Origin of the sequence: Prevotella sp. S7-1-8, assembly GCF_000758925.1 — a bacterium.
In the GTDB taxonomy this organism is placed as follows: domain Bacteria; phylum Bacteroidota; class Bacteroidia; order Bacteroidales; family Bacteroidaceae; genus Prevotella.
Map to the genome: position 1 here is coordinate 1 of NZ_JRNC01000048.1, position 24,384 is coordinate 24,384.

Annotated in this window: 15 protein-coding genes, 1 tRNA gene and 1 pseudogene; 6 read left to right on the forward strand and 11 right to left on the reverse strand. The window is 52.3% G+C overall.

What is annotated here, in order from left to right; translation table 11 throughout:
* Positions 1–310: 310 nt before the first annotated feature.
* Positions 311–384 (reverse strand) — tRNA-Ile (locus tag HMPREF1640_RS07985).
* 804 nt (positions 385–1,188) lie between these two features.
* Between HMPREF1640_RS07985 and HMPREF1640_RS07990 the strand changes: the two genes are divergently transcribed.
* Genes HMPREF1640_RS07990 through HMPREF1640_RS08000 form a run of 3 tightly spaced genes read left to right on the forward strand, consistent with a single transcriptional unit; the run spans position 1,189 to position 5,681 of the window.
* Positions 1,189–3,921, forward strand: a complete 2,733-nt coding sequence (locus HMPREF1640_RS07990) for a calcium-translocating P-type ATPase, PMCA-type (RefSeq protein ID WP_036893771.1) — start codon at positions 1,189–1,191, stop codon at positions 3,919–3,921.
* Positions 3,902–4,849 (forward strand): riboflavin biosynthesis protein RibF, encoded by a 948-nt coding sequence (gene ribF / locus HMPREF1640_RS07995; RefSeq protein WP_036893773.1) that lies wholly within the window; start codon positions 3,902–3,904, stop codon positions 4,847–4,849. The genes HMPREF1640_RS07990 and ribF overlap by 20 nt, the downstream gene beginning before the upstream one ends.
* Entirely contained in the window at positions 4,836–5,681 is an 846-nt protein-coding gene (locus tag HMPREF1640_RS08000; RefSeq protein WP_156098758.1) for a CPBP family intramembrane glutamic endopeptidase, read from the forward strand. Before ribF ends, HMPREF1640_RS08000 begins: the two co-directional genes overlap by 14 nt.
* Positions 5,682–5,917: 236 nt before the next feature.
* Here HMPREF1640_RS08000 and HMPREF1640_RS08005 read toward each other — a convergent pair whose 3' ends face one another.
* The 7 genes from HMPREF1640_RS08005 to HMPREF1640_RS08035 all read right to left on the reverse strand — a co-directional run bounded on the left by HMPREF1640_RS08005 (position 5,918) and on the right by HMPREF1640_RS08035 (position 14,509).
* Positions 5,918–6,412: a hypothetical protein gene (locus tag HMPREF1640_RS08005; protein ID WP_036893775.1), complete on the reverse strand. Its 495-nt coding sequence runs from the start codon at positions 6,410–6,412 to the stop codon at positions 5,918–5,920.
* A gap of 113 nt (positions 6,413–6,525) precedes the next feature.
* On the reverse strand, positions 6,526–7,038 hold the full coding sequence (locus tag HMPREF1640_RS08010) for an RNA polymerase sigma factor (RefSeq protein ID WP_036893776.1): 513 nt from the start codon (positions 7,036–7,038) through the stop codon (positions 6,526–6,528).
* Positions 7,039–7,133: 95 nt separating this feature from the next.
* Positions 7,134–9,026, reverse strand: a complete 1,893-nt coding sequence (gene speA, locus HMPREF1640_RS08015) for a biosynthetic arginine decarboxylase (protein WP_036893777.1) — start codon at positions 9,024–9,026, stop codon at positions 7,134–7,136.
* 53 nt (positions 9,027–9,079) lie between these two features.
* A complete protein-coding gene (locus HMPREF1640_RS08020) occupies positions 9,080–9,637 on the reverse strand; it encodes a shikimate kinase (protein ID WP_036893778.1) in 558 nt (185 codons plus the stop codon).
* 24 nt (positions 9,638–9,661) lie between these two features.
* Positions 9,662–11,995, reverse strand: coding sequence for a type I DNA topoisomerase (topA, locus tag HMPREF1640_RS08025; protein ID WP_036893779.1), 2,334 nt, complete (start codon positions 11,993–11,995; stop codon positions 9,662–9,664).
* 625 nt (positions 11,996–12,620) lie between these two features.
* Entirely contained in the window at positions 12,621–13,190 is a 570-nt protein-coding gene (locus HMPREF1640_RS08030; protein ID WP_036893808.1) for an NUDIX domain-containing protein, read from the reverse strand.
* 149 nt (positions 13,191–13,339) lie between these two features.
* Positions 13,340–14,509 carry a thioredoxin-like domain-containing protein gene (locus tag HMPREF1640_RS08035; protein ID WP_036893780.1) on the reverse strand — a complete coding sequence of 390 codons (1,170 nt, stop codon included), beginning with the start codon at positions 14,507–14,509 and terminating at the stop codon, positions 13,340–13,342.
* A 166-nt stretch (positions 14,510–14,675) separates the two neighbouring features.
* Between HMPREF1640_RS08035 and pnp the strand changes: the two genes are divergently transcribed.
* A complete protein-coding gene (pnp, locus tag HMPREF1640_RS08040; protein ID WP_036893781.1) occupies positions 14,676–16,973 on the forward strand; it encodes a polyribonucleotide nucleotidyltransferase in 2,298 nt (765 codons plus the stop codon).
* Between the two features lie 89 nt (positions 16,974–17,062).
* On the opposite strand, the gene HMPREF1640_RS08045 is transcribed toward pnp, so the two are convergent.
* On the reverse strand, positions 17,063–17,953 hold the full coding sequence (locus tag HMPREF1640_RS08045; protein WP_036893809.1) for a DMT family transporter: 891 nt from the start codon (positions 17,951–17,953) through the stop codon (positions 17,063–17,065).
* Between the two features lie 292 nt (positions 17,954–18,245).
* On the opposite strand from HMPREF1640_RS08045, the gene pncB reads away from it, so the two are divergent.
* Positions 18,246–19,463: a nicotinate phosphoribosyltransferase gene (gene pncB, locus HMPREF1640_RS08050; RefSeq protein WP_036893782.1), complete on the forward strand. Its 1,218-nt coding sequence runs from the start codon at positions 18,246–18,248 to the stop codon at positions 19,461–19,463.
* A gap of 152 nt (positions 19,464–19,615) precedes the next feature.
* Here the strand turns inward: pncB and HMPREF1640_RS08055 are convergent, their stop codons facing one another.
* Both HMPREF1640_RS08055 and HMPREF1640_RS08060 read right to left on the reverse strand, forming a co-directional pair.
* Entirely contained in the window at positions 19,616–21,862 is a 2,247-nt protein-coding gene (locus HMPREF1640_RS08055) for a glycoside hydrolase family 3 C-terminal domain-containing protein (RefSeq protein WP_052051766.1), read from the reverse strand.
* Positions 21,863–22,138: 276 nt separating this feature from the next.
* Positions 22,139–22,714 (reverse strand): BACON domain-containing protein, encoded by a 576-nt coding sequence (locus HMPREF1640_RS08060; RefSeq protein WP_036893784.1) that lies wholly within the window; start codon positions 22,712–22,714, stop codon positions 22,139–22,141.
* 293 nt (positions 22,715–23,007) lie between these two features.
* Here HMPREF1640_RS08060 and HMPREF1640_RS08065 point away from each other — a divergent pair.
* Positions 23,008–24,294 (forward strand): annotated as a pseudogene (locus tag HMPREF1640_RS08065) (IS1380 family transposase).
* Positions 24,295–24,384 lie beyond the last annotated feature (90 nt).

Genomic DNA, 24,384 nt, shown 5'->3' on the forward strand with positions numbered 1-24,384 from the left:
TTTTTTTTATATGTATTGCTGGTTGTTTCTTTACCTCGCCGAGAGATGCAGACAGCCTCTTGATACGCTTCGAGAACGTCTGCATCTCTCGACGAGGGGTACTCTTTTATTGCACTTCGATTTTTAATCTGCACGTAGAAATCTTACGATTTGAGGTTGTATAAGGTTTGTTAAAATAGGAAAAACAAAGGACAAATAGATAATGGATAATTATAATTGCATGTATTCTGTGATATCCCGTGTTCGCAATGTGTTCGCAAGCAAAAGAAAAAGGAGTTGCGCTAATAGCGTAACTCCTTGATTTTCAATGTGGACCAGATAGGGCTTGAACCTATGACCTCCAGATTATGAGTCTGTTGCTCTAACCAACTGAGCTACAAGTCCATGTATGTTTGCAATGACGCAAACGAGTTAAGTGGCCACAAAGGTAGTGGGTTTTTAGCAAAATTCCAAATGTTTTTGGCAAAAAAAAGGCAAAACGTGCAATTTTGACAACTTGATGCTCTGTTTTTGGTCTTGTGTGAGGTTGGGACTGACGTGACATGGCAAGGCAAACGCTGTTTTGACGACAGAAAACACTCTTGCCCGTGACAGAACGTCGCGTGGCATGCAATGCGGCGACGAGCGTTTGGCTCGCGCCGTTTTGAGGCGTCGATGGCATGTGTAAAAAACATGACAAAAAGGTCTCCATGCTTAGCGTACACACAAATGTGTCTTGTGTTTTTGTAAATGCGCCCTGATTTGGAGTTTTTATCAAATCATTGTGCTTCAGGATTTTATGGCAATGGAATGGCGTGTTGCGCGATAAAAGTTTTTTGTGGGTTTGCGTTTAGGGCTTAATCGCGTGGTGAATGAGCGTCAATCGCGGCGTCGTTGGGTGTCGGTCGCGCTTTCGTTAAGCGCTGAACGTGTCGCCATTAGTGCTTTCGCGCGTGCCGAAACAAAAAACGCGCTCTCTTTTATGGCTTGGATGGCATTATTGACTTGGGTCGGATGCCTTTCCCATCGCTAAAACACCCCCTCGTCCTTGCTTGTTTTTTGTGATTAAAATTTGACATAAAATATAAATCTTTGATGGTGGCATGCCATTGCGCGCTTTTTAGTTTGTGTTGCCGGAACAAATAACAAGCGAATATATTGGTCAATTTTTGTATTTTGAGTAACTTTGCCAATATAAAAACATTATTTATGACAGAGCAGACCTCCCGTGACATGTTGACGCGCGGATTGACAGACGAGCAAGTGTCGGCAAGTCGCCGAGAGCATGGCGACAACGTGTTGACGCCTCCCAAGCCAGCGTCGTTTTATAGACTTTACTTGGACAAATATCGCGATCCCATTATCCAGATACTGCTTGTGGCTGCTTTCGTGTCGTTGTTTTTGGCTTTCGTGGAGAACGATTTCGTGGAGACCGTTGGTATCTTCGCGGCCATATTTATAGCCACGACGGTAGGGTTTTATTTTGAGATGGACGCCGCCAAGAAGTTCAGGGTGCTCACTTTGATCAACGAGGACCAGCCCGTCAAGGTGCGTCGCGATGGCCACGTGACGCAGATACCGCGTCGCGACGTGGTGGTGGGCGACATCATGCTTTTGGAGGTGGGCGATGAAATACCGGCCGATGGGTTCTTGACAGAGGCTGTCAACCTGCAAGTGGACGAGTCGAGTCTCACCGGCGAGCAGATGGCCACCAAATCATTGCGTGCCGACACGCAGGCTAACGGCGTCGCGGAGAGTCTTGAGGGAGCTTCGTCGCGCCGGTCGTTTTCCACGGCCGCTTCTTTGCCCGACGCCGACAAGCATGCCGCCTATCCACCACATGTGGTGCTGCGCTCGTCGATGGTCATGAACGGACGGGGCGAGGCCGTGGTGACTCGGGTGGGCGACCATACCGAGATAGGCAGGGTGGCAATCAGCGCCACCGAGCAAACCGGGACCAAGACACCGTTGGGAACGCAGCTTGACAAATTGGCCAAGTTCATATCCAAGGTCGGCACGGCCGTGGCCATAGTGGCCTTTGTGGTTTTTATGGCGCGCGACATCCTCACCAACGCCATTTGGCAGGGCTCTGACTATCTTGGCATGGCCCACGTCGCGCTCAACTATTTCATGGTGGCGGTCACGCTTATCGTGATGGCGGTGCCCGAGGGCCTGCCCATGGCGGTGACGCTCGCGTTGGCGCTCAACATGCGGCGTATGCTCAAGTCGAACAACTTGGTGCGCAAGTTGCACGCCTCGGAGACCATGGGAGCCGTGACAGTGATATGCACCGACAAGACGGGCACGCTCACGCGAAACCGCATGGTGGTGAAAGCGTGCGTGGCGGCAGGCCCATCTGTGATGGATAGCGTCTTCAGGGGGGTGGCCGTCAACACCACGGCTCATCTGGATGGGCGCAAAGGCGTGGGAAATCCCACCGAGGTGGCGTTGCTGAGATGGTTGCAAGCGCGGGGGCAAGACTACCGGTCCATTCGCGCGGCGGCCCATGTGGCCAAGCAGCAGCCTTTCTCTACCGAGAGCAAGTACATGGCAACGGTGACTGATGACCGGCAAATCTACGTCAAGGGCGCGCCGGAGGTCGTTTTGAGCATGTGCGACATGCGAGCCGGTGAGCGCGCCGACGTGGCCGAAAAGCTGGCCTCCTACCAGCGCGCCGGCATGCGCGTGATAGCGCTGGCGTGTGGGCAAGGCGCGGATCTTGCCACCGCGGGCTTGCGCTACCAGGCCATGTTCGCCATAGAGGACCCAATCCGCCCGGACGTTCCGCAGGCTGTCGAAGAGTGCCTCAAGGCCGGTATAGAAGTGAAGGTCGTTACTGGCGACAACTCGGCCACGGCCATAGAGATAGCCCGGCAGATAGGTATATGGAACGATCACGATCCAAACGCGGAGGATCGGCATGCCCATGATTTCGAGAAACAAAACGAAGTGGATAGTTGGCACGTCACCGGCGAGGCGTTCGCGGCGTTGAGCGACGACGAGGCTTACGAGTTGGCGCCTAAGCTCAAGGTGATGTCCCGGGCGCGACCGGCCGACAAGCGGCGGTTGGTGCAATTGTTGCAGCGTCGAGGCGAGGTGGTGGCCGTCACGGGTGATGGCACCAACGACGCGCCGGCGCTCAACCACGCGCACGTTGGATTGTCGTTGGGGTCGGGCACGTCGGTGGCCAAGCAGGCGTCGGACATCACGATCTTGGATGACAGTTTCCGCTCGATCGCCGCTGCCGTGATGTGGGGACGCTCGCTCTACAAGAACATACAGCGCTTCCTCTTCTTCCAGCTTGCCATCAACTTGTCCGCGTTGACGCTTGTGCTCGCAGGCTCGTTCGTAGGCACGGAGGTTCCGCTCACGGTGACGCAAATGCTATGGGTCAACCTCATCATGGACACATTTGCGGCTATCGCCTTGGCCTCGCTCCCCCCGTCGCGTGAGGTCATGCTCGACAAGCCTCGCCAACCAACCCAATTTATCATTACCAAGGCCATGCGAAACGCTATTTTATGGTGCGGCACGCTATTTTTCGCGGCGATGCTCGCGTTTCTGCTTTGGTGTGAGAGACATGGCCCCGGCAGTGTGATAGATGTGCATGAGCTGACCCTTTTCTTCACCACGTTTGTCATGTTGCATTTTTGGAATCTCTTCAACGCTAAATGCCTGGGTAGCCATCACAGCGCGTTTCGCCACCTGGCGCGCGACCGCGGGCTGTTGTTCGTGTCGGTTCTCATCTTGGTGGGACAATGGGCCATCGTCACTTTTGGCGGCAGAGTGTTTCGCACGCTTCCTCTCAGCGCGGCGGAGTGGATGGCGATAGTGGGCGGCTCGTGCGTGGCGGTGCTTGGCTCGGGCGAGTTGACACGTGCCGTGGGGCGTTGGAGAATGGCCCGGAAACAAAAGGCTGACCATGAGAACGATATATCTTGATAGTGAAAGCGTGACGTTGGCGCGCCCTGTCGTGGCGACGGTGGGCTTCTTTGATGGGGTGCATCGGGGGCATCAGTATCTTGTGAGACAAGTGGTGGATCGCGCCCGCGCGTTGGGTTTGGGGTCCATGGCAATCACTTTCGACCGCCATCCGCGCTCTGTGTTGCGACAGGATTTCCAACCATGTCTACTCACCCCGCTCGACGAGAAGTTGCGATTGCTTGGGCTAACGGGCGTGGACGTGGCGGTTGTGCTGCGTTTTGACAAGGCGATGGCAATGTTGTCCGCTCGCCGTTTCATGGATGAGGTGCTGCGCGCGCGGCTGTGTGTCCGGCAATTGATTGTCGGGTATGACAACCGTTTCGGGCACGATCGCGCGGATAGTTTTGACGATTGCGTCCGTTATGGGCGCGAGATGGGCATGCGGGTTACGCGTGCGTCTGCCTTCGTGGCGGATGGCATGGCAGTCAGTTCGTCGGCGGTGCGGGCTTTTCTCCGTGCGGGCGACGTGGCGTCTGCGGCTCGCTGCTTGGGCCGCGACTACACATTGTATGGATGGGTGTCTGATGGTTACAAGGAGGGTAGGAAGTTGGGCTATCCCACGGCCAATCTCGACGTGTCGCGTATAGGTCAGTTGATACCGTGTAATGGTGTGTATGCGGTGATGGCAAGGGTTGGGTCGGCCGGCCGCTCGCTGCCCGCCATGACCAACATAGGGTTGAGGCCTACGTTCGCCGGGCGCGGGCTGACGGTGGAGACACATATCTTCAATTTTAGCGAGGATATATACGGGCAACGGCTCGGCTTGTCTTTCGTGCGTCGGGTGAGGCCTGAGCGCAAGTTCGAAGACGTCAACGCTTTGGCGGACCAACTAAAACTGGATGAGAAAGAAATAAAAAAAATATTAACGGAGAATGCTTTTGAATAAACAAGCTCGTGTTTTTTTTGACGTCGTGCTGTATGTGGTGATGTTTTTTGTCATACAGTATTTTGTGTTGGTTGGCGTGTCGGGAGCTGACGCTTGGCGTAACGGCATGTCGTGGGCTGAGTTCGCGGGCCATGTCTATCATGGGTCCATCGGCGTGGGCGGCAAGTCGTTGGTGGCTGTATCGGCGCTGAGCAGCGTTGTCACTGTCGTTGTGTTTGTGTACGCCCGATGGGCGCGCCTGACGCGCGCGTGGCTCTTTATGCGCGCGTGGACGGTCTTGGCGTGGGTGGCGTGCTTGGCCTTGGGCTCCATCTTGCCGGCGCAATGGTTGCAAGAGCGGATGAATCTTGCGATGCCCGAGAGTGCGATGCGGACGTTTGAGAGCATCATGAGTGAGCCGGTGGGGTACATGGCCATAGGCGTTTTGGCTCCTTTGGCGGAGGAGGTGGTGTTCAGGGGAGCTATCCTTGGCAAACTGTTGCATGTATTTGCTGGGCGCATGCATTGGATAGCCATTGCCATTTCTGCCCTCATCTTTGGCGCGGTGCATGGCAACGAAGCCCAATTCGCGCATGCCATGATTATCGGTTTGCTGTTGGGATGGATGTATTATCGCGCCAATTCCATAATCCCGGGTGTGGTGTTCCACTGGATAAACAACACGGTGGCCTATCTCATGTTCAACCTGCTACCCTCATCGGCGGATGGTCAACTCATCGATTTGTTTCACGGAGACAGTCGAACCATGTGGTTGGGGTTGTTGTTCTCGGTGTGTATCATCGTGCCAAGCCTGTATCAATTGGCGTTGAGACTGAGGCGACCGCGGGGTTGACACGCGATGATGCGAAGCGACACGACGCCTCTTTGGTCGCTTGGGGTGCGCCTTGCCATTGCTGATGGCTGCGCTTGTTTGGCCTGTGGGCATAAAATAAGGGGTCACGGCTCGATGTCGAGTGGTGACCCCTTCTCTACGTTAGTATGTTATGAAAAATTTGAGAGAAACGAAGCTTCACAGCCTCAAGTTGTTTTACTAAACATTATTTTATAGAGAAAGCATAGAAAATAGTCTTATTTCAGCATGGATTTGTCATGCGTTGTGGCTGGCAGAGCCATGGTTTGCTTCATGGTGTCGATAGTGGCGCTGTCGCCCATGGCCATTGGGTTTGCCTTGTCTATCTCCGGCATGGCGTAGCCGTCATAGCTGCTCATGGGGTCGGTGTTGTGACGATCGAACGAGAACTGCATGGCATTGCCCAACGTGAGGATGATGGCGACGGTGGCCGCGGCCTTGAAAAGCGGCTTGAAACGCTGTGTCATGGTGATCGCGCGAGCTTTGACCGGCTCGGGTTCGCCTATCATGGCCATCAGCTTGTTGTCGAAATCATCTCCCAACACATCGTGTTTGCGCTCGCTTTCTCCATAGCGGAAGAGAGCCTTGTAGCGCGACAACTCCACTGGAACGTTGTCTTGGCTGAAAAAAACGCGCAAGATATCCTCCTCCTCAAGGGTGGTCTCACAGCGCCAATAGCGCTCTAAGAGTTGGTCGATGTATTTGTAATCCATTGTCGATATTCTTGTTTGCTGTAATAATGACGATTGGGCGGGAGTAAAGTTACGGCGCGATGGCGTTTTAACTTTTGTTTTGTTTTCTGGGTGTTAAGATGTAGGCATGGTTTTCATAGTCCGTAAGCGTCCAAGTCTTGAAATCTTAGTTTGATGGTTTGGCGTGCCCTGAAAATGTTCACCTTGACCTGTTCGGCGGATATGCCGAGAATTTCGGCGATGTCTTTGTAGGTTTTGCCCTCGAAGTCGCGTAGTTGTATGCAGCTGCGTTGCTTCTCGGGCAGGTTGTCCACGATGCGCCGTACCAAGCTCACTTGGTCTCGCTGGATGGTTTTTTCGGATGGCGTGATGGTGTTGTCGGCATGTTCCACGGGTGTGTTGTCCAGCGATTGGTGCTGGTTGGCCTGCCGCTTGATGCTGTCCAAGGATAGGTTTCGGCAGATGGTGAAGCAAAAAGCCGGCATGTTTTCTATCCCGTTCCATCGATCGCGCTGGTTCCAAACCTTGATAAGCGTTTCTTGCACGATGTCCTCCGCCTCCGCATCGTCGAGTGTAATGCGTAGCGCCAGCCGGTACAGCTGGTTCTTGAGCGGCATGATATCGTTTCGAAAACTAATTTCTGACATGTTTCAAGGCTTTTCCCTCCACGTTTGCTCGCGTGGAGAGGGTTGTGCGATGGGCTCTCGCGAGTGTTTCGCGCGAGGCGGGGCAAGGTTTGGTCTCACTCTAAATAGGTGTAACCGTAAAGCCCCGATCGGTAGTTGTTGAGAAACTCTTTGCCCTCCGTGATTGATATTTTTCCCTGCTTGACACTCTTGGCCACCCATTGTTCCAATTGGCGCACGAGTTTCTTGGGGTTGTATTGTACGTATTCAAGCACCTCCTCGACGGTCTCCCCGTCAAAAATTTGGTCTATGTTGTATCGCCCATCCTTCACGCTGATGTGCGCCGCGGTGGTGTCTCCGAATAGGTTGTGCATGTCGCCGAGTATCTCTTGGTAGGCTCCGACAAGGAAAACGCCCAAGTAATAAGGCTCGTTTTTCCTCAAGGCGTGTAGTGGCAGCACGCTGCAAACGTGCCCGTCGGCCACGAAATTGCTGATCTTTCCGTCAGAATCGCACGTGATGTCTTGCAACGTGGCCTTGCGGGTGGGACGCTCGTTGAGCCGTTGCAAGGGCACGATGGGGAACAATTGGTCTATGGCCCAAGAGTCTGGAAGGCTTTGGAAGAGCGAGAAATTGCAGAAATATTTGTCGGCTAACAATTTGTCCAGGCTGCGAAGCTCATCGGGTACGTGTTTCATGCTTTTGGCAATGGTGTTCACTTCGTGGCAAACGCTCCAGTACATAGCTTCTATTTCGGCGCGCGTTTGCAGGTCTACGATGCCATGTGAGAATAGTTCGAGCGACTCTTCGCGTATTTGCTCGGCGTCGTGCCAATCCTCGAGCATGCGCTTGGGGTTGATGTTGCACCAAATATTGTACAGCTCTTTCACCAAGGGGTGGTCTTCTTCCGTGGCCTCGAACTCTTCGGGCATCTCTGGTAGCGACGCCGTTTCCAGCACGTCGATGACCAATACCGAGTGGTGAGCGGCCAAACTGCGCCCGCTTTCGGTGATGATGTTGGGATGCTGGATTCCGTTTTTGTCCGCGGCTTCTACGAAAGTGGACACGCAGTCGTTGACATACTCTTGTATGGAATAGTTCACCGAGCTTTCGCTGCTTGAGCTTCGGGTGCCGTCATAGTCCACGCCGAGACCTCCTCCACAGTCAACGAAGTTGACGGCGTAGCCCATTTTGTGCAGGTTGATGTAGTATTGCGCCGCCTCTCTCAGCGCGGTTTGTATGCGTCTTATTTTTGTTATCTGGCTGCCGATGTGAAAATGGATGAGCCTTAGGGAGTCGTGCATGCCCATTGTGTCGAGTTTGTGCAGGGCCTGTAGCAACTCGGTGGCTGTCAGCCCAAACTTGGAGGCGTCGCCACCACTCTCTTCCCACTTGCCCGAGCCTGATGAGGCGAGCTTGATACGTACGCCGAGGTTGGGTTCCACGTGTAGCTTTTTGGCCACTTTGGCTATGGTGTCCAGCTCGCTGAGCTTCTCCACGACGATGAAGATGCGCTTTCCCATCTTCTGCGCGAGCAATGCCAGCTCTATGTAGTCTTCGTCTTTGTAGCCGTTGCAGACGATGAGCGAGTCGCTTTGGCATTGCACGGCGATCACCGCGTGTAGCTCTGGTTTGGAGCCTGCCTCAAGGCCGAGGTTGAATTTCTTGCCGTGACCGATCACCTCCTCCACCACTGGCTGCATCTGGTTAACCTTGATGGGATAGATAACGAAGTTTTCCGCTTGGAAATTGTATTCTTCCTTGGCTTTGGTGAAACATGAGGCCGTCTTCTCTATGCGGTTGTCGAGTATGTCGGGAAAACGTAGCAGCACGGGTGGCGTGACGTCTCTCAGCGCCAATTCGTCCATTACGTCCCGGAGATCTATCTCTGTGTTGTCTTTGCACGGCGTGACGTACATGTCGCCGTTATTGTTGATGCCAAAGTAGGAAGTGCCCCAACCGTTGATGTTGTAAAGCTCTTTCGAATCTTCAATAGTCCATTTTTTCATGTCTGTAAGCGGGTCTTTTTATTAAAAAATGAATGTTGTGTCGCATACTGCCGTTATCCTATGCGCAACGTTTCTTTCAATTTGGCCACCGTGTTGCTTATTTTTAGGCAGCTGTCCATCAGCGTCACGTCCACCGTGTGCTTGGCCATGAGGTAGTATGGCTCGCGTTCTTCCAATTGGTCGGCGATGTATTTTTTCATTTCGTCAGAGTTTTTCCCGAGCAGCAGTGGTCGCACTGCCCGTCCCATGCGCAGGTGGGCGTAGAGTGTGTCCGGATGGCATTTCAGGTAAACGCTCCGCGCTTGTTGGTTGATGTACCGCATGTTGTCGAAAAAACATGGCGTCCCCCCCCCGCAACTGATGACCACGTCCTCGAACTCGGCCACCTCGTGCAGCATGTTTCGCTCAATGAGTCGAAAGCCTTCCTCGCCTCGCTCGTCAAAGATTTGGCTCACGCTTTTGTGCATGCGGTTTTGGATGTACCAATCGAGGTCGTAGAACGACAGCGCCAAGTCTTTTGCCAAAGCCTTGCCAATGGTGGTCTTGCCTGCCCCCATATATCCTACAAGCGCAATTCGGGTTATGTCCTTGCCGCGCGATTCGTTTGTCATGCCTTGCGCCGTTTTTGTGGGTGGTTATTTCTTGCGCCTGCTTGTCTTGGGCTCCGGGGCGTTTCTCACGATGTCCATGCACTCCTCGTAGCTCAGGTCTCCGGCCAAGGCGCGCTCGTGCAGTTTCTTGTCTATGCGATAATTTTTGCCGTCATAGGCCACGTACGGTCCGTAACGCCCTTTCAGCAACTCCATCTTGTTGTCTTGCTCGAACTGTTTGATGTGCCTCTCCTTTTCCTGTAGCCGTTTGGTCTCGATGAGCGCCACGGCTGTTCCAAGTGTCACCGTGAGAGGGTTCTCACCCTTGGGCAGCGATACGTATTTCTTGTTGTGCAGCACGTAAGGGCCAAACCTCCCGGTGCCGATGGTCACCTCGGACCCCTCAAACTCGCCAATGTGGCGCGGCAGCTTGAACAGTTCCAGCGCCTCGTCAAGCGTAATGGTCTCTATGCTCTTGTCCTTGGGCACCTGCGCGAAGCGCGGCTTCTCTTCGTCGTCGGCCGATCCTATCTGCACCACGGGGCCAAATCGTCCTATCTTGACAGACACTGGCTTGCCCGTCGCTGGTTCCTCGCCCAGCAGCCGTTCGCCCACCTTGTGCTCGGAGCGACTTTGTATCACCTTGTCCACTTCAGGGGCGAAATCTTTGGTGAATTGCTTTACCATGTCTTTCCACTCCTCTTTTCCCTCGGCGATAAGGTCAAACTGTTGCTCCACCTTTGCGGTGAAGTTGTATTTCATTATTTCCGGAAAGCTGTCCACCAAGAAGTCTGTCACCACGATGCCGATGTCGGTGGGCAGCAACTTTCCTTTTTCCGATCCTACCATCTCCGTTTTTTTGTCGGATGTTATGCCGTTGCCTTTCAGCGTGTCCACCATGTAGGTGCGCTCGTTGCCTGGCTTGTCTCCCTTTACCACGTACTCGCGCTGTTGGATGGTGGATATTGTTGGGGCGTAAGTGGATGGGCGCCCTATGCCGAGCTCCTCCAGCTTGTGCACCAAGCTCGCCTCTGTGTATCGGTATGGGCTTTGCGAGAAACGCTCCGTGGAGGCTATCTCCTGCCTCTCCAGCCTGTCGCTCACTCTTAGGGTCGGCAAGAGCGTGGCCTCCTCGCGGGTGTTGTCGTCTTCGTCGGTCGACTCGCGGTATACTTTGATAAATCCATCGAAGTCCAAGACCTCGCCGGTGGCCACGAATTTCTCGTCCACGCCTTCCACGTCAATGGTCACGATGGTCTTCTCCAGTTGGGCGTCGGCCATTTGCGAGGCTATCGTGCGTTTCCATATCAGGTCGTAGAGCCTGCGCTCTTGGCTTGAGAGGTCTTGCCCGCGCTCGCTCGCGAAAGTGGGCCTGATGGCCTCGTGCGCCTCTTGCGCTCCTTTGGAGTGCGTGTGATAGTTGCGAGGCTTGCTGTATTTCTCGCCGTACGACTTGGTGATTTCCTCCTTGCACGTGTTGATGGCCAACGTCGACAGGTTTACGCTGTCGGTTCTCATGTATGTGATGCGGCCGGCCTCGTACAGCCGTTGGGCCACCATCATGGTTTGCGACACGGTGAACCCCAGTTTCCGCGCGGCCTCTTGTTGTAGCGTAGAGGTGGTGAAGGGTGGGGCCGGCGTGCGTTTCGTGGGTTTTTTAACGATGTTGTCCACGGTAAACGTGGCGTTTTTGCATTTGTCAAGAAACGCCACCGACTCCTCGTGCGTCTTGAACCTGCGGTCCAACTCGGCTTTCACCTCGCTTTTGCTGCCATCCGTGTTTCTCACGGTGAAGATGCCGCTCACCCGATAGTAAGGCTCGGTGTTGAACGCTTGTATCTCTCGCTCTCGCTCCACGATAAGTCTCACGGCCACGCTTTGGACACGGCCGGCCGAGAGCTGGGGCTTCACTTTGCGCCAAAGCACGGGCGAGAGCTTGAAACCCACGATACGGTCCAGCAGGCGGCGCGCCTGCTGTGCGTCCACCAAGTTCATGTCCAAGTGTCGCGGATGGGCAATGGCCTCCTTTATGGCACTTTTCGTAATTTCATGGAATACGATGCGGGCGGTCTTCGCCTCGTCCAAGCCAAGCACCTCGCAAAGGTGCCAACTGATGGCCTCTCCCTCGCGGTCCTCATCCGACGCGAGCCAAATCTTGCCCGCTTGCTTGGCGTTTCTCTTGAGTTCCGCTACAATTTTTTTCTTCTCTTCCGGAATTTCATAACACGGGTCCAACGTGTTCTCGTCTATGCTTAGCTCCTTTTTTTTGAGGTCTCGAATATGCCCGTATGAGGACATCACCTTGTAATCTTTTCCGAGAAATTTCTCTATGGTCTTAGCCTTCGCCGGGCTCTCTACGATAACTAAATTGTCTTGCATACTTGCGTACATGTTATTTATATGGTTGGCAAAAGTAATTAAAACATTTTCTTATACATTATTATATATAATATTTTTTGTTTTTTTAATAGAAAAGAAAAGGTAATAATTCGTAATTCATAACGTACATTGCACATTTTCATGGTATGTGCGAGTCATGTTTTGAGTTTGAATTATGTTGACAAATATACGCTCATATTTGGCTTGCTTGCGCATGGACGTGCCTTTGCTTCCAAATATGCAAGAAATGGGCATGTTTGGTAACTGCCTGAAAGTCAGGGTCGTGTTACGATTGCTCGTTTGGCGTTAAACAATTCGTTTGCGTGGGTGGTGTCTTTAGGGCTTAATCGCTTCGCCATTAATGCTTAATCGTGGCGTGAATAGTATTTAATGGGTAAACGTTTAATGCTTTGTCGCGCCACGATTAAGGTTTGGACGCATAATGGCAGTGGCATTCGACCGCTAAAAATAGAGTTTAGACACCTCTTGTTGATGGGGTAAGGGCTGAAAAAGTTGATTTTCGTGTGCTATTAGACAAGTTTTTCTTGTCACGATTTTATGTATTTTTTTTTGACAGTTGTGCACATGTCTCATTCAAAACGGAGTGATCGAAATGCGTATTTTATCATACAAATTTCTCAATACTTCCACTTTCCGCCTCCCCGTTTCTCTGTTTGTCATACCAGTCTATAAAGTCGTACAGCCCCTGACGGATGGATCTCAAGCCGAAAAGCTCGGTGTGGATGTCGCGCAGCGAAATCCATTGGTAAGCGGCCGCGTCGTCCAAAGCTTTGACCACCGACACGTCTTTCACTTGGCAAAAGAAAAAACAGTCCGCGGTTCTCACCTCGAAGCCGGCGTACATGTACACGTTGGGCTGGCTGAAAAGAAATTTGGCGCGCGTCACGTCCAAGCCGGTTTCCTCTTTCACCTCGCGCGCCACGCCTTGCTCCACGGTCTCGCCGATGTCCACGAAGCCACCCGGCAGGTCGAGCGTGCCTTTGGCGGGGGCTTTTTTCCGGGTTAGCACGAGCAGCTCGTCATGGTCGTTGAGTATGATGGCCGCGGTGGCCGCGCTGGGGTTTAGGTAATATTCGAACCCACAGTTGTCACATTTCTTGCTTTTGTCGTCTTGCGCGTCAAAGTGCTTGCTTCCGCAAACGGGGCAGTACCTGAATTTTTCGAGTGGATGCATGGTGTGTTTTTTTTGCGTTCTTGGCCCGACGGCTTGGCTCGAGTGGCCGGCTTGGGATTGGCGGCGCTTGCCAGCCGCCGGGAGCCTTCGCCGCTGGAGCGGCGTTGGCGGTTGGCTTTCAGGATGTGGCCGCAAAACGCGTCGCGCCGTTATAGCATGGATTTGATTTCTTTGTCGATATCTCCAATTTGGGAGTCTCGCTTTTGCAGCACGTTGTTTTTGTCTATGAGGAAGAAGGTGGGCACGCTTTGCACGTTGTAGTGGGCGGCGTTCACGGACGACATGGCATCCTCGTCGCGCACGCATATCCAAGGCAGCGCGGCCACGCTCTCTTTCCAGAAGTGCTCGTCCGGGTCAAGGCTCACTTGGTATATCTCGAGCCCCCGGCGGCTGTACTTGTTGTATAGCTCTCGCAATTTCATGATGCGTTGCGCGCTGCCCTTGCTTTCGAACACGTGAAAATCTAACAGCACCACCTTTCCTTTCAGCGAGGTCAGCTTCCTGATGTTGCCTTTGTTGTCTGGCAAGGCAATCTCTATTACGCCTGCGTCCACAACTTTCGAGGCGTCTATGGCTTGTTTTTGGCCAGCTTGGATTATGCGCACGTTCTTCATGCCCTCGATGGCGATGTTGTGAAGGTTTTGCCCGCGCTCGGAACCTGGGTAGAAAGTGTCCCAGCTGGTGGCCACGGCGGCAAAGACTTGCACGTCGCTTTTCTTGCTGCGTGGGTCGAAGATGAGCATTGTCCTGCCGTTCACGGAAAAAGTTTGGAACAGCGCGAAGTAGGAGGATGTGGCCTTGGGCTCTTTGAAAATGAAGTCTTTCTTCACAATGTTTTTATAGGCTTCTATCACGGTTTGTATGCTGTCGGCCTCCTTTTGGTAAGTCACGTTTGGGTTTTGCGCGATGGCGTTCACCGCGATTTGCAATCGCGTCTGCATGGTGGCGAGCTGTTTGATCTTGGCGCACTGCTCCGATCCCTCCACGTGGTAGTCGGTGGACATTGTGGGATAGGAAGCCCTCACGCTGATGTTCTCGGTGGAATCCACGCCAATGTTAATGATTTGGCGGTCTATGCGCAGTCTGTAAAACTCGGGGTTCCCCTTGGTTTCTCCCTCGAAGGTGAACGAGCCGTCCGCTCCCAATTTGATGGAGTCTATCGCCACGGGGCCGTTCAGGCTCATGTTCTCAAAATAGAGCGTGGAGTCTTTGGCGTCCGAGATGTTGCCGCTCACCTTGAATTTTTCCCCGGAACAAGAGGAGACGGCGGTGGCGGCGAGCGCCAAGGCCACGGATACAATGAGTTTGTTTATCTTCATTTCTGTGTCACGGTTACTAAGTTGTTGATTGCAAAGTTAGTGCCTAATCGCCAAAAAAACAAAAAATATTGACGTTTTCTTCCCTTTTCTCGTGTTAAATGGGTAACTTTGCATCACTATATTTTATTAGATGTAAGTCAAAACAATAAGTTTTTTAGATTTTTAGATGAACGTAATTACAAAGACCGTTCAGTTGCCAGATGGCAGAACCATCTCAATTGAAACCGGAAAGGTTGCGAAGCAAGCCGACGGTGCCGCAGTCCTTCGTTTAGGGAACACCGTTTTGTTGGCCACGGTTTGCGCAGCCAAAGAGGCAGTTCCGGGTACAGATTTTATGCCTTTGCAGGTTGATTATCGCGAGCAGTACAGTGCCGCGGGTCGTTTTCCCGGCGGATTTACCAAGCGCGAAGGCAAGCCAAGTGACGAGGAGATACTCACCTCGCGCCTTGTGGACCGAGCACTTCGTCCACTTTTCCCAGCAGATTATCATTGTGAGGTTTATGTGCAAGTAATGCTACTCTCCGCCGATGGGGTGGACCAGCCGGATGCTTTGGCTGGATTTGCTGCGTCCGCGGCTATGGCATGCTCTGACATTCCTTTCGATTATACCATCTCAGAGGTCCGTGTGGCTCGCGTAAACGGCGAGTATGTGGTAAACCCCACGTTCCAGCAGATGGAAGAGGCCGACATGGATCTCATGGTCGGAGCCACCAAAGACAATATCATGATGGTGGAGGGCGAGATGAAAGAGGTGCAGGAGACAGACCTTATCGCCGCCCTCAAAGTGGCCCACGAGGCCATCAAGCCCATGTGCGAGTTGCAAGACGAGTTGGCCAAAGAGCTTGGCACCGACACCAAACGCGCTTACGAGGATGAGGTGAACGACGACGAGCTGCGCCAACAAATCAAGGACGAGCTTTACAAACCTGTGTATGACGTCAACCGCCAAGCGTTGGAGAAACACGCGCGCCACGACGCTTTCGACAAGATTATAGCCGACTTCCTTGAGAAGTACGACGCGGCGCACGCCGAATTGTCCGAGGATGAGCTTGAGGAGAAGCACGCGGAGGCCGCTCGTTATTACGAGGACGTGATGCGCGACGCTATGCGCCGTTGCATACTCGACGAGGGCAAGCGTCTTGACGGTCGCGCCACCACCGACATTCGCCCCATCTGGTGCGAGGTGTCTCCACTGCCAATGCCTCACGGAAGCGCTATTTTCCAGCGCGGTGAGACCATGAGCCTTTCTACCTGCACGTTGGGTACGAAGCTGGATGAGAAATTGGTGGACAACGTGTTGAACCGTGGATACCAGCGCTTCTTGCTGCACTACAACTTCCCACCGTTCTCCACGGGCGAGGCCAAAGCGCAACGAAGTGTGGGCCGTAGAGAGATAGGGCACGGACATTTGGCATGGCGTGGACTGAAAGATCAGATTCCATCTGATTTTCCTTACACCGTGCGTCTTGTGAGCCAAATATTGGAATCTAACGGCTCCTCGTCCATGGCGACTGTTTGCGCGGGTACGTTGGCGTTGATGGACGCTGGCGTTCCTATGAAAAAACCTGTCTCCGGCATTGCCATGGGACTTATCAAGAACCCGGGAGAAGACAAGTACGCCATACTGAGCGACATTCTTGGCGACGAGGACCACTTGGGTGACATGGACTTCAAGACTACCGGAACGAAGGATGGCTTGACCGCCACGCAGATGGATATCAAGTGCGACGGTCTGTCATTTGATATTTTGGAGAAAGCTCTGATGCAGGCTAAGGCTGGTCGTGAGCATATCATGGGCGAGATGATGAAGACCATGTCCGAGCCTCGCGCCGAAATGAAACCACAAGTGCCGCGCATTGTTGCCATAGAGATTCCCAAGGAATTTATCGGAGCTGTGATAGGCCCCGGTGGCAAGATTATCCAGCAAATGCAAGAGGACACGGGATCTACCATCACCATAGACGAGATTGATGGCGTTGGCAAGGTGCAGATATCCGCGCCCAACAAGGACAGCATCGATGCCGCGTTGGCCAAGATCAGGGGCATCGTGGCATTGCCCGAGGTTGGCGAGGTGTATGAGGGCACGGTGAAAAGCGTGATGCCTTACGGTTGCTTCGTGGAGATCTTGCCCGGCAAGGAGGGCTTGCTGCATATCTCGGAGATAGCTTGGAAACGTCTTGAGACGGTGGAAGAGGCTGGCATCTCGGAGGGCGACAAGATCAAGGTGAAACTCCTTGACATAGACGCCAAGACCGGCAAGTATAAACTTTCGCGTCGTGCGTTGCTTGAAAAGCCCGAAGGATATGTGGCTCGCGAGCGTCGCCCGCGTCGCGAAGACCGCAACGGTGGCGAGCGCAGGCCACGTCGTGACAATGATCGCCATGGCTTCAGCGGTGATCGCGGAGGCGATCGCGCCGAGCGTAACAATGACGACGCGCGCAACGACAACGGTTCTGCCGAGTAAGCCAAGAGCGAATTTTTCGATATAACGATAGCCCCACAACGTCAAACGTGATGTTGTGGGGCTTTTGGGATGTCTCTAATTGTGAAGCGTCAGCGGCGCGTGGTCACGATATAGGCGCTCAGCAATACCAAGACGAGAGCTGTGGGCTTGTCCCATGTGAGCGTGTCTTGCCCGATGGCGATGGCCACTGCCGACGCCACGATGGGTTGTAGGTTGGTGTAGACGCTCACCGTGGTGGCCCGAAGGTAGCGCATGGCGAATGGTATGGCAAAATAGCCGGCCACGGTGGCGAACGCCACGATGAAGCCCATCTCTAACATGCCGCTCCATTGCCACGCCGCGCTATAGAGCGGGGCCGATAGCAAGTCGGGCCATGAGAATGGCAATACCGCGACGGTCGATACCAAGAAAATCCACTTCATCTGTGTCACGGCGGTGTATTTAACCGATACTTTGCGCGTGACGATGAGGTACACAGCCCATGTGAGCAGGCTCAATATGGCCAGCCCAATACCTAACAGGTCGTTGCTGCCACTGCCACGTTGCCATCCCATCAGCACCATGAGCATGGCTCCGACGATGCCCACTGCCACTCCTACAACGCCACGCTTTGACATTTTCTCTCCGATGAAGAGGGCCGCGCATACCATCGTGGCCACCGGCGTGAGCGTGGCGATGAGGCTGAAGTACACGGGCGTGGTATAGTTGAGTGCCCAAGCCGTGAGCGTTTGCGAGATGACAAATCCCAACAATCCACCTATCATAATCACCAAGAGGTCTTTTCGCTCCACGTTTTCTTTGGGCATGAACAGCGATATGAGCCAGAAAATGGCCGCCGCGCCGATGCAACGCGTTGCCATATAGGCCATGGGCGATACCCATTGCTCCAAAAGCGACTTGGTCACGGGCACGCCGAGACCGAAAATGATATTGGCTAACAGGACGGCTGTGTGTCCTTGAATCTTTGTTTTTTCCATCATGCCGACAAAGTTAAGCATTATTCGTTATTTAATGAAGCTTGGATGCTGTAAAAAGTGAGACGAGGAGTTTGAATGTAATCATTTTTATTGCTTTCCCAAGCAAATTCGCTTCCCAATCGGCAAACGCATTCCAGTACATGCGATAATTTTTGCCCGCGGTGGCTTATTGGCGCACGTTTGGTACGCATTATATTTCACCATTTCATGTCAAATGAAAAAATCATGGCGCGCGCGTTGCTTTTTTCGGAAAAAAAGATGTAAGTTTACGCCTTGTAACCATATCGTAAAAAGAATGAAACCTATCATTAGCCATTTCACCGACGATGACCTTTACAAGTTTTCGATGTGTTGCGCCGTTATCGACAATTATCCACGGGCTCGAGTGAGATACTCGTTTTTTGACCGAAACGACACTGTATATCCAGACGGTTTCGCCGAATTGGTGCGCGAGCAAATCAAAATGTTGGAGGCTCTTGTCATTACGGACGAGGAGATAGCCTTTATGAGACGTGAGTGTTATTATATACCTTGCTGGTTTTACACCTATCTTAAAGGGTTCAGGTATAAGGAAGAGTGGGTGGACGTGTCACAAGACGCGGAGGGAAAACTGCACATTGAGATAGAGGGCAACTGGTCTGACACCATCCTGTTGGAGGTGAAAGTGCTTGCCATTGTCTCCGAATTGTACTACCAAGTGACCGGGCAGGACGCGGCGTTCGATTATGACGACTACTATCGCAAGGCTTACCACAAAGCCGAGCGGCTTTTGAAAGCTGGGTGCATATTCTCCGATTTTGGCACGCGCCGTCGCGCCTCGTTCAAGGCCGAGGACACCGTGGTGAGGGCCTTCAGGGATTGTTCCGACAAGATGGGCAAATCCGCCACGGGCAAAATAGTGGGTACCAGCAATGTTTATCTGGCCATGAAATATGGCTTCAAGCCTGTGGGCACCATGGCGCACGAGTTCGTTTGCGCCTTGGGCGGCATGTTCGGCCCACAGATGGCCAACCATTTGGCCATGGAGGCGTGGCGTGGCACGTTTCGTGGAGCCTTGGGCGTGTATCTCTACGACAGCTATGGCTGGGACATCTTCTCGTTGAACTTCTCTGAAGACTTTGCCAATTTGTTCAAGGGTTTGCGTGTGGATAGTGGCGACAACCGTGAGGAACTGCGTAAAATCGTGCGGAAATACGAGTCGTTCAACATCCCGTCGCGAACCAAGCAAGTCATCTTCTCCAATGGGCTCACCACCGATGACGCCATTGAGATACAGGGATACGCAAAGGATTTTTGCCATCCATCGTTCGGGATTGGCACTCATTTCACCAATGATTTTAAGGGAATTGTCCCTATGAACACCGTCATCAAGTTGGTGGCGGTAAAGATTACGGAGTCGTGGCCATTCTATAACGACACCTGCAAGCTCTCGGAGGATACTGGCAAGCACACTGGCAAGCCCGAGGTCATCAGGCGATTTATGGCAAGTCTCAACATGAAGGGCGATGCCTGACGCGTTTTTCGCGACATGGAGGGACTGGGTAGCTTGCCACAAAAAAATCTCACGATGGCTCGTGAGATTTTGTGTTTTACCCGGGACGGGGCTGTTTGGCTAATCGCTTGTCTTGTTAGATCTGCCTTGGGTGCGTTAAAGCGAGAGCCAGCCTATAACAAGACGAAGCTCTTTCTCAGTTTCAACTTGTCGGAGCTGTTTCCCACCAATATGGTGAACTCGCCCGGCTCGGCCGTCCATCGTTTGTTTTTCTCGTCGTAAAAACTTAACGCGTCTTTCCCGATGGTGATAGTCACGTCTTGCCGTTGGCCTGCCCGAAGCTCCACTTTGGCGAAGCCTTTGAGTTCTTTCATGGGCCTGTCCACGGATGCTTGGTTGTCGCGCACGTAGAGTTGTACGGTCTCCTTGCCGTCGCGAGGGCCAGTGTTTCTCACCGTCACGGTGACGCGCAGGCTGTCGGAGGCGCGCATGGTGGTTTTGTCAAGACGCAGGTTTGACAGGGCGAAAGACGTGTAGCTCAGTCCGTGGCCGAATGCGAAGAGCGGCTTGGTATGTGCCTTGTCCACCCATCGGTATCCCACGTAGATACCCTCTTTGTACTCTTGGTCTATCACCTTTTTGTCGGCGCGCCATGTGCCGGGATAAGCGCCGAGTGCGTGAGCGCCCACGTCCTCGAGTCTCGCTGGCCATGTAAACGGTAATTTGCCCGAGGGATTTACGTCTCCGCTAAGCACGTCGGCTATGGCATGGCCTGCTTCGGAGCCGATGTACCATCCCTGCACGATGGCTTGCACTCGGTCTCGCCACGGCATGGCCACGGCGTTGCCTGATATATTGACAAAGATGACGCGTTTGTTGACCCGTGCCAGCGCGTAGACGAGCTTGTCTTGGGCGTATGGCAAGGCGTAACTCTTGCGGTCGTGCCCCTCGCAGTCTTGGTAGTCGCTCTTGTTCAGGCCACCGATCACCACCACGTAGTCGGCCCCTTTAGCTTTCTCGACGGCATCGTTGATGAGTTGGCTCTCGGAGCGATGGTCCGCGAGGTTTTGGCCGGTTGTCACCCCATTGTAGTTGCCGGTGGTGTCGCCAACGTATCCGCGCTCATAGTCCACTTGCATGACGTGCCCCAGTCGCGCCTTGATGCCATCCAATGGAGACACCTCTCGCTGCGCTTTCAACGAGGAAGAGCCTCCCCCCACGGTCATCATCTTGATGGCGTTCTCACCCACTACCAACAGCTTGGCTCTGCGATGCGTTGACGATGACGGAACGATGGGCAGCGTGTTGTCTTTGTTTAGCAACAGCACGATACCTTCTCCGGCTATTTTCCGTGCGGCCTCATAGTGACTTTCGGAGCACAGGAAACCACGATTGGGCTTGTGAGCCATCGTTGTCCGAAAGTATAATCTGAGCACTCGGCGCACCTTGTCGTTAAGCTCTCGCTCAGTATATTTGCCCTCGAGGATAAGTTTCTTGTAAGGTTCGGCCAAGTGATAGCTGTCGTATGCGTTGGTCTTGCCCATGGTAAGGCCGTCTGTCCATGTGCCAAACTCCATGTCGAGTCCGTTCGTGATGGCTTGGTCGGTGTCGTGCGCGCCTCCCCAGTCGCTCACCACTACGCCGTCAAACCTCCAGTCTCGCTTAAGGATTTGGTTGAGCAATATGTCGTTGTGGCAGTTGTGCTGGTTCTTATACATGCCGTATGACCCCATGATGGCCCATGCTTTCCCTTTCTGTACGGCCGCCTTGAAAGCTGGCAGGTATATCTCGTGCAGGGCTCTGTCGGAGACAATGACATTGACATTGTGACGGTTCTCCTCGTCGTTGTTGAGCGCGTAGTGCTTCACGCAGGCCGCCACGCCATTTTGTTGCATGCCTATGATGTATGGCGCTACCATGGTCGAGGTGAGGAATGGGTCTTCGCCCATGTATTCAAAGTTGCGTCCATTGAGCGGCGTGCGGTAGATATTCACGCCCGGTCCGAGAATCATGTCCTTGCCCCGGTATAGCGCTTCCTCGCCCAAGCTGTGGCCATAGATCAGCGCCAGTGATGGGTTCCAAGTGGCGGCAAGGCACGTGAGTGCTGGGAATGCCACGCAGGAGTCGTTTGTTTGGTCCGCCTGTTCCCATTCGTCCCATAGCACGTCTGGGCGCACGCCGTGTGGGCCGTCGTCGGTCCAAAAGTCGGGCAGCCCGAGACGCTTTACGCCCGGGGCCGAGAATTTGCTTTGAGCGTGTATCACGGCTATTTTTTCGTTTAATGTCATACGGCCGAGTGCGTCTTCCACTCGTTGCTCAATGGGCTTGTCGCTGTCAAGATACACGGGTGTCTGCGCCTTGCTGTGCAGCGCAATTAGGCAAGGCAGGCAGAATGTGAAAAGATTTTTAGCAAATGTCATAATCAATTATATATTGATAAATATTTAGTGTTTGCCTTTCGTGTCGGAGGAACAGATGTGTCTTACCGTCACCATTGTACATGGGCGAAATATTGATACGATGTTTTTTATCATTTCTTTTGATAGACGCGTACATAGTCTACCTCCATCGTGGCGGGCAGAGCGGTCTCATCAACGCCCTTTTGTCCACCCCAAGCACCACCTCAAGCGAGGTTTAATATGAGGTAGAATGGTTTGTTATACGGCCAAGTGCTGATATTGTTGGCACCGTTATTTTCAAATCTTAGCAGTGGCTCGCCATCCTTTGTTAACATTAGCATAGACACGCCCAGAGTATACGTTTACGCCCTCTTTAAAGGCGGTTATACGAAGTGTTCCATCTTTTATCTCCGTGACGCACCGTCCATTGTGCTCTCCGTTCACGTAGGTTTGCAATTCGTTGTTTACCCATCCAGGACCTCGAACCTCATGCATCCAATGGTCAGGATTAAGTTTAGAACCTGTGCTAAACTCGTCGTTCCACACCAATTTGTAGCCCTCAGGAGCCTGTGGTCCATTTGGATCAATTTTGCCGGGATTTTGCTTTACGTTAATTGTTTTGCGTGCCGTCCCGGCCATGATGGTGATATGCCCCATGCGTGCTTCATCGGTGGCGTTGGTTGAGGCCGAGATGGTAGCTTCAATAGATGTTTGTGTAGATTTGTTTGGACTGATGGTGAGCCATTTTTCAGAAGAAATAGCTCCCCATTCATGGTTGGTTTTGATGGTAACCATGGCCGATCCGACATCACCATTGATTGTTACATCGAGCTGTGAGATGGTTATTGTATTGGTTTGTACGTTTTTTTTCATCGTTGTTACCGCTACCACACGCAACAAGGGAACATGCGGCAAGCAGCCATCCTATCATCATATTGTTGTTCATTTGTTTTTTGATAATAAACGGTAGAAAACTTTTAAAAGTCTTTATAGCCTTTATTGTAAGGTGTATTTTATTTTTTACTGTATACCTTAATTCCGCAACACTATTATAAATTAAACTTTTTAAGTACCTGATCAACAAAAAGTTGCTCAGAATTTTGCCATGTCAGAATTTTCACTTATCTCAGTGTTGCAAAAAAAAACAAGAGAATCCGACGATAGACATGGCGAAGATACAAATTAAATCTGAGAGACTCACTCCTTTTGGGGGATTATTTTCAATCATGGAGCAATTTGACTCCACATTATCATCTGTAATCGACTCAACCCTCGGTCTAAGGTGTAAATCGTTCGGTTATCAGTACAGCGAAATCATCCGTTCTCTCATGAGTATCTACTTCTGTGGCGATTCATGTACCCCAGGATGTCACTACTCATTTGATGAACCACCTCTCGCTTCATCCGACACTTCGCACTTGTAGCTCTGATACTATCCTCAGAGCGATAAAGGAGTTGACGCAAGAAAACATTTCATACACATCAGATATGGGCAAGACCTACGATTTCAATACGGCTGACACTCTCAATACTTTATTGCTCAATTGTATATTTGCGTCTGGCCAACTGAAAGAGGGTGAGATGTATGATGTTGATTTCGACCATCAGTTCATAGAGACAGAGAAGTATGACGCAAAGCCTACATACAAGAAGTTTCTTGGTTATCGCCCTGGCGTGGCGGTTGTTGGCGATTTGACAGTCGGTCTAGAGAATAGCGATGGTAGCACAAATGTTCGTTTCCATTAGAAGGACACGCTGAAGAGGTTCTTTGAGAGATTTGAACAGAATGGGATCACTATCAATCGCTTCAGGGCTGACAGTGGATCATGTTCCGAGGAAATCGTGGAGGAAATAGAAAAACATTGCAAGTCCTTCTATATCCGTGCTAACCGCTGCAGTTCGATCCACAATGACACCTTTGCTCTCAAAGGCTGGAAAACTGAGGAAATCAATGGCATTGAGTTTGAATTGAACTCTATCCTTGTTGAGAAGTGGAAAGGTAAGGCATATCGACTTGTGGTTCAAAGACGGAAATGGATGGATGGTGTGCAGGATTTTTGGGAAGGAGAATACACACACCGTTGTATCCTGACTAACGACTATGATTCTTCTGTAAGAGAAATTGTCGAGTTCTATAACCTTCGTGGAGGAAAGGAACGTATCTTCGATGATATGAGCAATGGTTTCGGGTGGGACAGATTGCCCAAATCCTTCATGGCAGAGAACACTGTGTCCTTCTTCTTACGGCACTTATCTGCGACTTTTACAAGGCCATTATTCAAAGACTTGACGTAAAGAAGTTCGGGCTCAATGCAACAAGTCGCATAAAAGCGTTTGTCTTCAGGTTTATCTCTGTACCAGCCAAGTGGATTAGGACATCAAGGCGGTATGTGCTGAATATCTATACCTGTGATAATGCTTACGCAGATGTTTTCCAGACTGATTTTGGATAATGCCTACAACTTATGGGAATGATATTGTGTATTGCCTCAAGTCACATTGTGGGGTAAGGGGACGTTGTAGGCAGAAGTGGGGGGCTTCAA

What these genes read in the sequence shown, in the direction of transcription:
- HMPREF1640_RS07990 (WP_036893771.1), top strand. Translation starts at nt 1,189, where the DNA reads ATGACAGAGCAGACCTCCCGTGACATGTTGACGCGCGGATTGACAGAC.
- ribF (WP_036893773.1), top strand. Translation starts at nt 3,902, where the DNA reads ATGAGAACGATATATCTTGATAGTGAAAGCGTGACGTTGGCGCGCCCT.
- HMPREF1640_RS08000 (WP_156098758.1), top strand. Translation starts at nt 4,836, where the DNA reads ATGCTTTTGAATAAACAAGCTCGTGTTTTTTTTGACGTCGTGCTGTAT.
- HMPREF1640_RS08005 (WP_036893775.1), bottom strand. Translation starts at nt 6,412, where the DNA reads ATGGATTACAAATACATCGACCAACTCTTAGAGCGCTATTGGCGCTGT.
- HMPREF1640_RS08010 (WP_036893776.1), bottom strand. Translation starts at nt 7,038, where the DNA reads ATGTCAGAAATTAGTTTTCGAAACGATATCATGCCGCTCAAGAACCAG.
- speA (WP_036893777.1), bottom strand. Translation starts at nt 9,026, where the DNA reads ATGAAAAAATGGACTATTGAAGATTCGAAAGAGCTTTACAACATCAAC.
- HMPREF1640_RS08020 (WP_036893778.1), bottom strand. Translation starts at nt 9,637, where the DNA reads ATGACAAACGAATCGCGCGGCAAGGACATAACCCGAATTGCGCTTGTA.
- topA (WP_036893779.1), bottom strand. Translation starts at nt 11,995, where the DNA reads ATGCAAGACAATTTAGTTATCGTAGAGAGCCCGGCGAAGGCTAAGACC.
- HMPREF1640_RS08030 (WP_036893808.1), bottom strand. Translation starts at nt 13,190, where the DNA reads ATGCATCCACTCGAAAAATTCAGGTACTGCCCCGTTTGCGGAAGCAAG.
- HMPREF1640_RS08035 (WP_036893780.1), bottom strand. Translation starts at nt 14,509, where the DNA reads ATGAAGATAAACAAACTCATTGTATCCGTGGCCTTGGCGCTCGCCGCC.
- pnp (WP_036893781.1), top strand. Translation starts at nt 14,676, where the DNA reads ATGAACGTAATTACAAAGACCGTTCAGTTGCCAGATGGCAGAACCATC.
- HMPREF1640_RS08045 (WP_036893809.1), bottom strand. Translation starts at nt 17,953, where the DNA reads ATGATGGAAAAAACAAAGATTCAAGGACACACAGCCGTCCTGTTAGCC.
- pncB (WP_036893782.1), top strand. Translation starts at nt 18,246, where the DNA reads ATGAAACCTATCATTAGCCATTTCACCGACGATGACCTTTACAAGTTT.
- HMPREF1640_RS08055 (WP_052051766.1), bottom strand. Translation starts at nt 21,862, where the DNA reads ATGACATTTGCTAAAAATCTTTTCACATTCTGCCTGCCTTGCCTAATT.
- HMPREF1640_RS08060 (WP_036893784.1), bottom strand. Translation starts at nt 22,714, where the DNA reads ATGAAAAAAAACGTACAAACCAATACAATAACCATCTCACAGCTCGAT.